General features: G+C 59.3%; 11 protein-coding genes. 6 read left to right on the top strand and 5 right to left on the bottom strand.

The genetic code is table 11. From position 1 onward, the window contains the following. Nucleotides 1–167: 167 nt before the first annotated feature. A complete protein-coding gene (locus ECTHA_RS19330) occupies nt 168–1,082 on the top strand; it encodes a glycosyltransferase family 2 protein (protein ID WP_084306719.1) in 915 nt (304 codons plus the stop codon). Between the two features lie 4 nt (nt 1,083–1,086). Here ECTHA_RS19330 and ECTHA_RS19835 read toward each other — a convergent pair whose 3' ends face one another. The 3 genes from ECTHA_RS19835 to ECTHA_RS19325 all read right to left on the bottom strand — a co-directional run bounded on the left by ECTHA_RS19835 (nt 1,087) and on the right by ECTHA_RS19325 (nt 4,206). Next, nucleotides 1,087–1,734, bottom strand: coding sequence for a ParB N-terminal domain-containing protein (locus ECTHA_RS19835; RefSeq protein ID WP_128571832.1), 648 nt, complete (start codon nt 1,732–1,734; stop codon nt 1,087–1,089). A gap of 6 nt (nt 1,735–1,740) precedes the next feature. Then, nucleotides 1,741–3,042 (bottom strand): O-antigen ligase family protein, encoded by a 1,302-nt coding sequence (locus ECTHA_RS0105445; RefSeq protein ID WP_026623571.1) that lies wholly within the window; start codon nt 3,040–3,042, stop codon nt 1,741–1,743. 108 nt (nt 3,043–3,150) lie between these two features. Further along, nucleotides 3,151–4,206, bottom strand: a complete 1,056-nt coding sequence (locus ECTHA_RS19325) for a sulfotransferase family protein (RefSeq protein WP_084306716.1) — start codon at nt 4,204–4,206, stop codon at nt 3,151–3,153. An 83-nt stretch (nt 4,207–4,289) separates the two neighbouring features. Here ECTHA_RS19325 and ECTHA_RS0105435 point away from each other — a divergent pair, with 83 nt between their 5' ends. Genes ECTHA_RS0105435 through ECTHA_RS0105425 form a run of 3 tightly spaced genes read left to right on the top strand, consistent with a single transcriptional unit; the run spans nt 4,290 to nt 7,183 of the window. Continuing rightward, nucleotides 4,290–5,006, top strand: coding sequence for a P-loop nucleotide/nucleoside kinase family protein (locus ECTHA_RS0105435; protein WP_128571834.1), 717 nt, complete (start codon nt 4,290–4,292; stop codon nt 5,004–5,006). 39 nt (nt 5,007–5,045) lie between these two features. After that, complete coding sequence (locus ECTHA_RS0105430) at nt 5,046–6,089, top strand: glycosyltransferase family 9 protein (RefSeq protein ID WP_025280447.1); 1,044 nt, start codon at nt 5,046–5,048, stop codon at nt 6,087–6,089. Further along, nucleotides 6,086–7,183, top strand: coding sequence for a glycosyltransferase (locus ECTHA_RS0105425; protein WP_338042717.1), 1,098 nt, complete (start codon nt 6,086–6,088; stop codon nt 7,181–7,183). The genes ECTHA_RS0105430 and ECTHA_RS0105425 overlap by 4 nt, the downstream gene beginning before the upstream one ends. Before the next feature lie 39 nt (nt 7,184–7,222). Here ECTHA_RS0105425 and lpxL read toward each other — a convergent pair whose 3' ends face one another. Continuing rightward, nucleotides 7,223–8,158, bottom strand: coding sequence for an LpxL/LpxP family Kdo(2)-lipid IV(A) lauroyl/palmitoleoyl acyltransferase (gene lpxL, locus ECTHA_RS0105420; protein WP_026623570.1), 936 nt, complete (start codon nt 8,156–8,158; stop codon nt 7,223–7,225). Nucleotides 8,159–8,567: 409 nt separating this feature from the next. Here lpxL and hldE point away from each other — a divergent pair, with 409 nt between their 5' ends. Together hldE and waaA are read left to right on the top strand one after the other, a co-directional pair. After that, entirely contained in the window at nt 8,568–9,995 is a 1,428-nt protein-coding gene (gene hldE / locus ECTHA_RS0105415; RefSeq protein ID WP_025280560.1) for a bifunctional D-glycero-beta-D-manno-heptose-7-phosphate kinase/D-glycero-beta-D-manno-heptose 1-phosphate adenylyltransferase HldE, read from the top strand. A gap of 95 nt (nt 9,996–10,090) precedes the next feature. After that, a complete protein-coding gene (waaA, locus tag ECTHA_RS0105410) occupies nt 10,091–11,362 on the top strand; it encodes a lipid IV(A) 3-deoxy-D-manno-octulosonic acid transferase (RefSeq protein ID WP_342341609.1) in 1,272 nt (423 codons plus the stop codon). Nucleotides 11,363–11,623: 261 nt separating this feature from the next. Here the strand turns inward: waaA and ECTHA_RS0105405 are convergent, their stop codons facing one another. Next, entirely contained in the window at nt 11,624–12,184 is a 561-nt protein-coding gene (locus tag ECTHA_RS0105405) for a hydrolase (protein ID WP_025280561.1), read from the bottom strand. Nucleotides 12,185–12,190: the final 6 nt, after the last annotated feature.

The raw sequence follows: 12,190 nt of genomic DNA, 5'->3' as shown, positions 1-12,190 counted from the left end.
GCAAGGGTTCCAGTAGTCTTCCAGCCCCTACGGGTAGGCGTCGCCAGATTCCGCATATTGCCCGCGCGGTCATGTTGGTATTAGTCATGGAGGGGGTGTTGGTGTGGTTCATGTTCATATTTGCAGAGGGTGTGACAGCCGGCTGCTGGTGACTCTGGGTTCAATACATGACAAGTCCATTGTTTTCCATATTCATTCCAGCCTATAACCGGGGGCAGGTTATCGCTCGTGCGCTTGATAGTATAACAGCTCAGTCCTGCAGTTCCTGGGAGATTATCGTTGTCGATGATGGCTCAACCGATGCCACCGATGATGTCGTGGCCCGTTGGTCGAAAGTAAATGGTATAAGCGTGCGCTACATTTATCAGGCCAATGGTGGGAAGCATGTAGCTCATAATCGGGGTGTCTCGGCGGCAAAGGGTGAGCTATTCATGGTTCTGGACTCAGACGACAGGTTGACCCCGGGTGCTTTGGGTATACTGGCCAAGGCCTGGTTGAGTTTATCTCCGGAGCAACGACTGACATGCGCGGGTGTTGAAGGGTTGTGCGTTACCAGTGAAGGTAGGTTGCATGGGACGGCTTATCCACGCGATATCTGGGATGGGAACTATCTTGAGCTGCGTGGCTTGCAGGGCATTTGTGGAGAAAAGCGATCCGCTTTGCGGGTTGATGTATTGAGGCAGTATCCCTATCCGGTTTTTGCTGGTGAGACTCATGTTCGACCTAGCTACATCTGGAAGCAGATTGCACATCGATATAGCCTCCGTTGCGTCAATCAGCCGGTTCAGATAGTTGATTTTGCCAAAAATGGGTTGACTGCCACCTCTTCGAGGCGACGTCTACGCAATGTGAAGGGATTGCTGGCTTATTGGAGAGATGATGTATGTTTTCATCAGTGTTTCTTAAGTACGTCTGAGCGGGTCAGGCATTATGCGGAGTTCATTCGGTATGGACTGCACGCCGGTTGTGCCTTGAATGAGCAATGGCGCGAGGTTCCCCGTCGACTTCTCTGGTTGCGTGCATTGCCAAGAGGGGTGGCCAACTATCTGGGCGATCTCCTGAAAAAATACCATCATCGCTGATTTCTCAGGAGGAGGTATTCCTGGCTAGCTGCTGGATAGTGATTTCATCCATCCATTTGGCGATGGCTGATTTTACGGGAAGGTCATATCTATTGACGCAACGTCGTGCCCATCGACTATGGACAAGGTCTATCTGAACCTTGACAGCCTTTAAGTTTAGAATCCTGGCAATGGCAAGTCTGTGGGTGCCTTCGCCGCATTTGATGAGCCTGCCATCTCTGTCAATCCGGACCATGATGTCGGTATTTGCCTCATGATGCCGGGCTGGTTGATATCCATGTTCCCGCATGCTTGAAAAGAGGGCTTTAACTTCTTGAAAATAAAGCTCAATTTCCTCCTTTGATTCGCATCTTGGAAATCGTGTACGTCCATGGCGTTGTAACTCGTTCACTAGCCGTTTGTAGCTGGCAGTTCTTGAATGATCTCCGTTTTCCAGTAAGAACTCCCTCAATTCAGCTTCCCTGAAGGCGGCCTTGGGCGAATCGCAAAGATCCCATTGACCCGGGCATGCTAGCCAAGGCCAGTGCCTGATATAAAAAGGCCATTCAGCGCTTTTCCTTGTGTAGATAACTTGGTATGGGTCAATCCAGCCCTTGAGGTTGTTTCGGCGAGTGGCGATCAATGCGGGGCTGAATTTATTGGAGAGATCCATCGGCAGTCAGCTCGCGGTTTTTTGGATTGATTGGGCCTTGGTGTTTTTTTTGGAAAATATTGCAAGCCCATAAAATGATAGCAGAAATAGTAAGAAAGCTCGTCCCTCTGGTTGGCCAACGCGTATTTCGAAACTTAGGATGATTGCGGTAAACAATGTGATTGCAATAACGCTTGAATAAATGGTATCCGGTATTCTTTCTGTTTTCCTTGCGTTGATCAATGTGTGTATCATTAACATGATCAGGGTCAGGAATCCGACGAGTCCCGCAATTCCGTACCCAATTGTGAATTCAATGTAGAAGTTATGAAAATGACGGTATTTTATCTCGCTCAGTATGATTTGGCCAGCACCTCCTCCCCAGCCTAGTACAGGTCTTTCGCGGATGGCTTCGATTCCCACTATCCACATATGCAATCTTGATCCCACGGATTGACCTTGTGCTGCGGCAGCAGAAAATTCACCCTTGGCAATAAGCGAGATTGTCTCGTTCTCTGCTTGGATGCGGTCGATCAGGGTAAGCTGATTCCCGGAAGCATGAAGTGCAGTAATGATGATGGCAGGAGCGATAATGAGGGTGGATGTAATGGTGGTTATCCTCCGGCGTAGTTGCGGTTGGGAGGCCCAGTTGCTCATCAGCATGAATATGAGGGCGATAGGTAGCGCTAACCAAGCTGATCGCGATTGGGAGATGATTATCATGGATGCGAAGAGGATGCTGGCTATCGTCAGTAAGAGTATGGAGATTGATTTCTTTTCCTTGCCCAAGGTCAGTATGGTCAGGCAGATAATTAGCCCCGCGCCAGCAATCAGGCCAAGAAAGTTGGGTTGATATCCCCATGCGTACCGGGATGAAAGGTCTATTTCGAGTAGTTCGGTGAGCATTAATTCACGACTCATTCCCACTAAAAAACCAAGGAATGCCACCAATAGTATCGGTTTCACATGATGTTGATGCTGGTTTAGCCACCACCCCATTATGATTGGTATTGGTAGGCTTATGATGATGAAGTGTCTCCAGTGTGGATTCCTCATTTCATTGAGTTCCGGGAATTCCGTTACTGCGGCGATAGAGCGAGCCGCTATGTAGAGACCGAGCAGCAGGCTGATCCAGAAGATGGGTTCGTTTTTGAGGTCTCTCCACAGAAAAGCAGTAGCCCCTGCTGATGCAATTGCCGTGACGAGCAGGCCCAATGCGGCGCCGGAAGGGGAGTGGAGTGCAAAGAATGCAAATAAATACCAGCCCAGCAGGGCCGTATAGGATACAAGGCCTGTTGGCTGATCAGGAGGCTGCAAGTGATGGGGCATTGTTAATCCGGAAAATGAGCGGCAGTGGCGATTGCCTGTTGCGATATCCTTTTCTCGCGTCGGTGCTTTTGAAGCTGCCCGCAGTAGTAACTTATTTACTATTTAAATTCATGTCTGGAATTCAATTCTTTCAAGTATCTTATGGTAGGTTTCGAGGTCAAGTCGAGAAATTATTCTTGTGCGTTCTTGTTTTGAGAATGTGTTGTTGAATTTTGATTCAGATAAATTTATTTCGTTGGTGGTATTTTCTTTCCATTCTTCTTTTTTTCGGAAAATTCTTTTGTCGTCGATTTTTATTTCTGGCCACGACTCCCGGCGGGTGTTCATGCCGAACTTCTTCATGAGTTTGTCAATCGCCCTTTTGGGCTGTTTGCAAAACTCCTCATAGGATATTGCGCAATGGTGCGTTCTATGCAGGTTTGCGGCAGTGGCCTTTATCGCCTTGTTCCAGTTCCGGATTGCATATTCCGGGTTCGATTGCCCCTTGAACCGCCCTGGAAATCTCCTTGCGCGGTCAACGATTGATGCGACGACAGAGGTGCCTTCCCTGACGACATGAACAAAATGGGCGTCTGGCACGGTTTTTTCTATGAGATGTATATGTTTGAAATGTTTCGGAGTTTTTTCTATCCACCCAAGACTGCCATCATGTTGTGCCAGGCTATCCAGTGCTCTTGTGAATCGAGAGGCTGCTTCGGTGATGCTGATGGCATGATGAGGTACCTCGATCGTGATGGAATGCGCATTCAGATCGTCTTGCAGTCTCTCCAGGGCAGTCAGGTGCCTTTTTCTGGGGGCGCCGGCCAGGCTAAGCAATTGCGCGGCCCTGCCGCCTCCGCCGGCTATCCCGAAGAAGTCGGTTTCTGGTAAAGTGCTGAGGCTCATCGATTCAGAGAGATGTTTCTGGATTATGGTTGTGCCGGATCGAGAACACCCGATAACAAAAAGCCTGAACATCGCATTCCTGGTGTTGTTCATTTTAAGTTGCTGCTCCCTGTTGCCCGGGTTTGGGTTCGTTGAGGTACTTCGCAAGTCAGGGGCGGGTAAGGGGTTGGCCCGTGATCCATGGCTTCCCGGCATGAGATGCTGCTGGCACGTTGCGATGAGCAGCATATTGTATACTGGGCGACTCTGATTGAGGAAGAGGATAAGGGGTTGCATCATGGGTCAGGCATCCCATGAGATGGGCGGCCTTATATGCTGCGTGACGGGAATGTTTCTCACCTACCCATGCTATCATGTGATCTATGTCAAAGATATCCAATGTAGTTGATCCATGTCTTGTGGAGTTGTTTGGTTTTCCTGGTTCTGGTAAAACCAGCATCGCTCGATATGCAGTGCAGGAATTGCGGCACAACTCGAGTGTTTTGCCATTTTACTATGGCAAGCATGGTAAATTGCCATTTCGAACGAGTCATTTTCCGGGGGCATTGGCCCTGTGCCTCAGGGTGATGAGAGGAGCCCTCCATGGTAGTCATGCCCGAGAATTGACTCGCATGGCTCGTGCTGTCGACAGCCTGTTGATTCTTGGGAGAGCTCGTCTTGAGTTGCGGGGAGAGCCCATCGTCCTGTTTGATCAGGCAGTGATTCAGAAGCTTTACCTGATGCGTGTGCAGGATCAGGTTACTGCTGAAGCAATTGAATCCGCACTCGAAGTGCTTGAGCCGGAGCTGTCAGACTTCTACGTGATGGTGGACACGCCACCCGATGTTGCTGCTGAACGGTTTTCCTCACGCAACAAGCGAAGTTCCATTCGCCCTTTCAAGCGCTGGTCGACAGAGGACGTAGCCTCCTTGTATGGCAGGCAGCAGTGTGTGCTTCAGTGGATGGCTGATTGGTTTGAGCGCTCGGAAGTCATCACCTTGATAAGGTTGGACGGACAGTTGCCAATCGAGGAGAACGGCCAGTTGCTGGCCCGAGAGATTGAGCGTCTTGCCACTTGCCACCCAAATGGGTCACTTTGATACCTTCGGCGTCCATTTTCTGGCCATCAAGACATCCGCATGCCTTCGATCCTGATCGTCCGCCTCTCTGCCATTGGTGATGTTGTCATGGCGTCTCCGCTGCCTGCTGCCCTGCGATCCCGTTGGCCAGGGGCAAGCGTCACATGGGTGGTGGAACCACAGGCTGCCCCTCTTGTCGCTCGACTTCCGCTGGTGGATCGAGTGGTGGTGTGGCCCAAGTCCCAGTGGCGCTCATGGCTGCAGAGCTTTCGCTGGATCCGTCTGGGGCGGGACGTGATCCGGTTATTTCGAGAGTTGAGACAGGATTCTCCCGGCCTCGCTCTGGATCTCCAGGGCCTGCTCAAGAGCGGCCTGCTCACCCGGTTGTCTGGTGCCCGTGAGCGGGTGGGGCTGGGCTCCCGGGAGGGGAGTCATCTGCTCATGACGCGGGTGGTGCCCCGGGGGGGCGACAACCGGTTGATCGGTTCCGAATACCGTCACTTGGCGCAGGAACTCGGCCTGGAGGTCGGGGATTTCCGAATGCGGGTGGGCCTCTCCGAAGCAGACAGCCAGGCAGCCGCATCCGTGGCCCAGGGACATCTCCGAGGCTACCTGGTGGCGTGCCCCTTCACCACTCGCCCGCAAAAACATTGGGTGGAGTCCTACTGGGCCGAACTGGCGCCACGGCTTTGGGAGCGCTACGGGATGCGTCTGGTTCTCCTGGGTGGGCCTGATGACCGTGCGGCGGCGGATCGCATTGCTGCCCGGGCGGGTGAGGCGGTGGATAATCGGGTGGGCGAGACCTCGCTGACCGAGGCTGCGGCCGTCATCGCCGGTTCCCGCCTAATGGTGGGCGTCGACACCGGCCTCACCCACATGGGCCCGGCCTTCAATGTCCCCACGGTGGCCCTGTTCGGATCCACGTGCCCCTACCTGGGCACGGGACGGGAGAACACCACAGTCATCTACCACGACCTGCCCTGCGCCCCCTGCAAGCGCAACCCCACCTGCAATGGACGTTTCGATTGCCTCACGGGCATCACCGTAGATGAGGTGCTCACCGAGGTGGAGAGACTGCTGCCGGTAAAAGGGGCGAGTCGGTGAGTCTGACTGTTTTGCACGTGGAGGCAGGGCGGCATCTCTACGGGGGTGCGCTGCAGGTGCGGTATCTCATCGAGGGTTTGAGCCGTCGCGGTCTGCGCAATGTGCTGGTCTGTCCCCGGGGCGCCGCCATTGCCGAGGCGGCGGGCCCGTTCTGCGATCGGGTTGATGAGTTGCCCATGGGAGGGGACCTGGATGTGGGGTTCGTGTGGCGCCTGCGTCGCGTGATCCGGCAGGTTCAACCCGATCTGGTGCACGTGCACAGCCGCCGGGGTGCAGATGTATTCGGTGGTATGGCGGCCCGCCTGTGCCGGGTGCCTGCAGTGGTGTCCCGGCGCGTGGACAACCCGGAGCGGGCCTGGGTGGCCCGCCTCAAGTACCGGCTCTTTCATCGAGTGATCACCATTTCCCAGGCGATTCGTGAGGTTCTGCTGAGGGAGGGAGTGCCCCCGGAACAGGTGGTATGCGTGCCCAGCGCGGTGGATGTGGCTGCATACAGCGGTGGGTGTGATGGGAGGGTCCTGTGCGAGGCCTTTGGTCTGTCCGGCGACGAGACCGTGGTGGGGGTGATTGCCCAGTTGATACCCCGCAAGGGGCACCGTTACCTGCTTGAGGCCGCCCCCCGGATCCTTCAGGCTCACCCTCAGGTACGCTTCGTGTTCTTCGGGCAGGGCCCGCTGGAGGGGGAGATCCGGGAGCAAGTGTCGCGGTTGGGGCTGGCTGCACATGTCCTGCTGGCGGGTTTTCGTGATGATCTGCCCCGCATCCTCCCCTGTCTGGATTTGGTGGTACATCCGGTGGAGATGGAGGGGCTGGGGGTGTCGCTGCTCCAGGCGGGGGCGGCGGGTGTGCCTATGGTGGGGGCCCGGGCCGGCGGCGTGCCCGAGATCCTGGGAGACGATGCCGGCCTCCTGGTGCCACCAGGCGATGTGCCGGCTCTTGCAGAAGCGGTGCTGCGCTTGCTGGACGACCCGGATCTGCGCCTGCGCCTGGGCGGTGCGGCCCGAGAAAGGGTGAGCCGGCGGTTTTCCCTGGATGCGATGGTGGATGGGAATCTCGCGGTCTACCGTAGCGTGCTTGGTAAAGGGGCGGGCTAGCGCTGCCCTTTCGCGGCCAGGGCCGCTCCCACGGGGATGTCAGCGGGAGGGCGCGCGATAGGGGTCCGGTATGCCCCAGCGCTTCTTGTACTTGAAGCGGCGGTGGGTCCAGAAATACTGTTCCGGGGCTTCGCGGATGGCGCTTTCGATCACCTGGTTGATGCGTGTGGCATCCGCTTCCGGGGTGTCACCGGGGAAGTCCTCAAGCGGCGGGTGGATCACCAGGCGGTAGCCCTGGCTGCCAGGCAGCCGGTACCCGAAAAAGGGTACCACCGGTGCGCCGGTGATTTTGGCCAGTCTCGAGGTGGCCGGATTGGTGGCGGCCGGGTGGCCGAAGAAGGGCACGACCACGCTGGCGCGGGTCTTGAATGCCTGGTCGGGGGCATACCACACCACTTCGCCCTGACGCAGGGTACGAATCACGTCTTTGGCCTGATCACGCCGAATGGCCCGGGTGCAGTGTTTTGCCCGGTTGCGGCGAAAGAAGTACTCCACCACCGGGTTCTGGTTGGGGCGGTACATGGCCGACAGGGCCTGATGTCTCAGCATCAGACGCCCGCAAATCTCCAGGGAGGTGAAATGGGCCGAGAGCAGAAGCACCCCTTTGCCCTGAGCCTGCGCCTTCCTCAGATGCTCCAGGCCCTCGATGTGCCCCAGCGGGGCCAATTGCTTCTCCGACGCCCACCAGCCGAAGGGGGTCTCGAACAGGGCGGCTCCCATGGCGCGGAAATGGTCCTTGACCAGGCGCCGCTGGGCCGGGGCATCCAGTTCAGGGAAGCACAGGCGGATGTTGGTCTCGGCGATGCGGCGTCGCACCCGGGCTAGAGGGTAAAGTGCTGCGCCGACGCCTTCCCCGAGACGGACGAGCCAGCGCCAGGGCAGGGCCTTGACCAGCACCCACAGCAGCCCGACGCCGACCCACATGGGCCAGTGAATGGGATGATGCAGTTGGGCGGAGGGTTTGCGCTTGGGCATGGGTTGCGGACAAAACCGCGATTGTATCAAATCGCGCTGTGATCGAGTTTCCTGTGGGAGCGGCCCTGGCCGCGAAGGGGCCAACCCGGGCGTCCGCCCCTTCGTCGGGCACCGGCGTGAACCTTGGTGGGGCGGTGTGCCTGTCCGCGGGACGCCGTGAATACCTCCCTGTAGGCTTGATCGCCGCATCCATGCGGCGAACACCCGCTCCCAGGCACACCGCCCCACCAAGGTTCGGATGCTTCCGTGACTTCGTTTGGAGTCCCCTTCGCGGCCAGGGCCGCTCCCACATCCACATCCACATCCATCTCCAGATCCATCTCCAGATCCACGCCCGGCATGCGCTGCCCCCCATGAGGGTGGACCGGTCTTGTATCATGCCCGGGATTGCTGAGTGAGGTGAATGCTGGTGAAACCTGGAATGCCCCCCTTCGAACAGGCCCGGGTCATGGTGGTGGGTGACCTGATGCTGGACCGCTACTGGTCCGGTGCCACGGCGCGGATCTCGCCGGAGGCCCCGGTTCCGGTGGTGCATGTCAATGAGGTGGAGGAACGCCCTGGCGGCGCCGCCAACGTGGCTCTGAACCTGGCGCGACTGGGTGTGCAAACGCACCTGGCGGGCGTGGTGGGCCAGGACGAGGCGGCTGCCTCGCTGGATCGGCTGCTGGCGGATGCGGGGGTGACCTGCGAGCTCGTTCGGGACCCGGCGGTTCCCACCATTACCAAACTTCGGGTGATGAGTCGGCATCAGCAACTGCTGCGCCTGGATTTTGAACAGCCGCTGGACAACGTGGATACCCAGGCCTTGCTGGATATCCTGCCCGATGCGCTGGCCTCGGTGTCGGTGCTCGTGCTTTCCGATTACGGCAAAGGAACCCTGGCAGCCGCACCTCAGCTGATTGCCCGGGCCCGTGAGGCGGGCGTGCCCGTGCTGGTGGACCCCAAGGGAAGGGACTTCGAGCGTTATCGCGGGGCCACGTTGCTCACGCCCAATCTGGCTGAGTTCGAGGCTGTGGTCGGCGCCTGCCCCAGGGACGACATGCTGGTGGAGCGAGGCGAACGGCTGCGCGCTGAACTGGGTCTCGAGGGGCTGCTGATCACCCTGAGTGAGCGGGGCATGCTGCTGATCCGCGAAGGGCACGATCCCGTGCATCTGCCCACCCGCGCACGGGAGGTTTTCGATGTGACCGGGGCAGGGGATACGGTGATCTCCTTGGTGGCCGCCGCCCTGGCCACGGGGCAGGACATGGCCGCGGCTGCGGCCCTGGCCAACCTGGGTGCCGGGATCGTGGTGGGCAAGCTGGGTACGGGCTACGTGAAGCCCGCTGAACTGCGGGCCGCGTTGCGCGGGCATCATGGCGGCTGGAGCAGTCTGCTGTCGGAGAGCGATCTCATGCTGGCCGTGGAGGAGGCGCGGGCCCAGGGAGAGCGCATCGTCATGACCAATGGCTGTTTCGACATCCTCCATGCCGGGCATGTGGCTTACCTGGAGCAGGCCCGCAAGCGGGGTGATCGTCTGATCGTCGCGGTGAACGACGATGCTTCCGTGGCCCGCCTCAAGGGCCCGGAGCGGCCGGTGAATCCGCTGGAGCGCCGCATGGCCGTACTGGCGGGGCTGGCCTGTGTGGACTGGGTGGTGCCCTTTGGTGAAGATACCCCGGAACGCCTGATCTGCGCGGTGCGGCCCGATGTGCTGGTCAAGGGCGGCGATTATCGCCCCGATGAGATTGCCGGAGCTGGCTGTGTGCGCGAAGCGGGTGGCACGGTGGAGGTGTTGCCGTTCCTGGATGGGGTGTCGACGTCGGGGGTGATTGATCGGATTCGGTCGGGCGGTTAGATGATCGGCCCTCACCCCAACCCCTCTCCCGCGAGCGGGAGAGGGGCTCACCATCGGGGGATGTGTTGCTGATCTGTCCCTCTGGATGCTCGATGATGCATGCACTCTATAATCTCCTGATCCATTTGCTCACGCCCGTTTTCCTGCTGCGACTGCTTTGGCGCAGCCGTCGCAACCCGGCCTATCGGCAGCGCTGGGGCGAGAGGCTGGGGTTTCCAGAGCCGCCTCGTGATAGGCGTGCCCATCTGTGGGTGCATGCCGTATCGGTGGGGGAGGTGGTGGCGGCCACTGCGCTGATCCGGGCCTGGCGGGAACGGCATCCGGAGCAGCCGGTGCTGGTCACGACCACCACCCCCACGGGGGCAGACGAGGTGGTCCGGCGCTTGGGGGATGCGGTGATCCATCGCTATCTGCCATTCGATCTGCCGGGTGCCGTGGGGAGGTTCCTCAAACGGATGCCCATGGACCGGTTGCTGGTCATGGAAACCGAACTCTGGCCCAACCTCTACCGGGCCTGTCACGCCCATGGCATCCCGATCCTGCTGGTGAATGCCCGCCTGTCTCCCCGTTCCTTTCGCGGCTATCAGCGACTGCGCCCGCTGGTGCAACGCACCCTGGGGTGGCTGGAGGGCGTGGCGGCCCGCGGTCCGGAGGATGCTGACCGCTTCGTCGCCTTGGGGGCGTTGCCCGATCGGGTCCGGGTGGCCGGCAACATCAAGTATGACCTGACGCTCTCCGACGCCCTGCTGAATCAGTCCCGTGCTCTGCGTGATGCTCTGGGCATGCATCCGGTCTGGATCGCCGCCAGCACCCATCCCGGTGAGGATGAACAGGTGCTCAAGGCCCACGCCTTCGTGCGCCGGGCACTGCCCGATGCCTTGCTCATCCTGGTGCCCCGGCATCCGGAGCGCTTCGAGACCGTGGCACGCCTGTGCCGTGAGTCAGGATGGGAGCCTGCAAGGCGCAGCGCGGGACAGGTGCCTGACAATACTCAGGCGTTATGGCTGGGCGACAGCATGGGGGAACTGCTCATGCTCTACGGCGTGGCCGATGTGGCCTTTGTGGGGGGGAGCCTGGTGCCTACGGGGGGACATAACCCCCTGGAGCCTGCTGCCCATGGCGTACCTGTGGTGACGGGGCCTGAGGTGTTCAATTTTAGCGAAGTGTTTGCGGCGCTGTCCGACGCGGGTGGGGTGTGCAATGTGAAGGGCGCTGACGAGCTGGGCCAAATCATCCTGCAATTGCTATCCGCAGGTGAGGAGCGTAAGGCCCTCGCCGGGGCGGCCTTGCAGGTGCTGGAATCAAATCGTGGAGCAGTGGCTCGAGTACTCAAATGGGCAGAGGATATGGCGCCGACTCCCCCATAGTGTATAGGGGCGGGTCATTTCCGTTCCCATGAGTGTCGGGGTGACTTCTGTGGGAGCGGGCCTTGCCCGCGAAAGCGGTGGGCATATGGCCTGGCCCGGCCGAGTTATGTGGGAGCGGGCCTTGCCCGCGAAGGCGGTGGGCATATGGTCTGGCTCGGGCGCTGCTGTCGCAGCGCATCGCCGGCAGGCCGGCTCCCACAAGGGGGGGCAGGCCGGCTCCCACAGGGGAGGTTGGCTGGCTCCGACTGAGGGGGCTGGCGATCAGCGGATCAGCTTCAGCAGATCCTTGAAGCGGGGGTGGGTGCACTCGCCCAGCCATTCGAACATCACCGACTCGGCATTGGTCACGATCACGCCGGCGCGGGCCATGCGGGCCAGGGCATTGTCCCGGTTGCGGGGGGCGCGGGAACAGATGCCGTCCTCCACCACGAATACCTGGAAACCCTCCTGGGTGAGCCGCAGGGCCGTCTGCAATACGCACACATGGGCCTCCATGCCGCAGACGATCACCTGCGGGCGGCGGGCGCTCTTGAGGGCATCCATGATGCCTGGGTCGCCGCAGCAGGAGAACGAGGTCTTGTCCAGCACCCGGGCCGTCTCGGGTAACTGTTCCAGGACCTGGCCAGCCGTGTGACCGATCCCCTGGGGATACTGCTCGGTCACGGTGACGGGAATGTTCAGCATCCCGGCGGCCCGGGCCAGGCGGCCTGCGTTGTGGTAAACCCCGGCGCGCTCTGCCTCATCCATGGCCATCGCCAGTTTCTCCTGGATGTCCACAACCAGCAAGTGGCTGCGATCAGGGTTGCAGAGCAGTTCGGCCATGTTATT

This window comes from Ectothiorhodospira haloalkaliphila ATCC 51935, assembly GCF_000633935.1.
GTDB classification, from domain to species: Bacteria; Pseudomonadota; Gammaproteobacteria; order Ectothiorhodospirales; family Ectothiorhodospiraceae; genus Ectothiorhodospira; species Ectothiorhodospira haloalkaliphila.
This window is presented reverse-complemented; position numbering and strand designations above follow the sequence as displayed.

Excerpts from the sequence above, each read along its gene's own strand:
- ECTHA_RS0105435 (WP_128571834.1), top strand. The coding sequence starts at position 4,290 with ATGTCAAAGATATCCAATGTAGTTGATCCATGTCTTGTGGAGTTGTTT.
- ECTHA_RS19325 (WP_084306716.1), bottom strand. The coding sequence starts at position 4,206 with ATGATGCAACCCCTTATCCTCTTCCTCAATCAGAGTCGCCCAGTATAC.
- ECTHA_RS0105405 (WP_025280561.1), bottom strand. The coding sequence starts at position 12,184 with ATGGCCGAACTGCTCTGCAACCCTGATCGCAGCCACTTGCTGGTTGTG.
- ECTHA_RS19835 (WP_128571832.1), bottom strand. The coding sequence starts at position 1,734 with ATGGATCTCTCCAATAAATTCAGCCCCGCATTGATCGCCACTCGCCGA.
- ECTHA_RS0105445 (WP_026623571.1), bottom strand. The coding sequence starts at position 3,042 with ATGCCCCATCACTTGCAGCCTCCTGATCAGCCAACAGGCCTTGTATCC.
- ECTHA_RS19330 (WP_084306719.1), top strand. The coding sequence starts at position 168 with ATGACAAGTCCATTGTTTTCCATATTCATTCCAGCCTATAACCGGGGG.
- lpxL (WP_026623570.1), bottom strand. The coding sequence starts at position 8,158 with ATGCCCAAGCGCAAACCCTCCGCCCAACTGCATCATCCCATTCACTGG.
- ECTHA_RS0105430 (WP_025280447.1), top strand. The coding sequence starts at position 5,046 with ATGCCTTCGATCCTGATCGTCCGCCTCTCTGCCATTGGTGATGTTGTC.
- waaA (WP_342341609.1), top strand. The coding sequence starts at position 10,091 with ATGCATGCACTCTATAATCTCCTGATCCATTTGCTCACGCCCGTTTTC.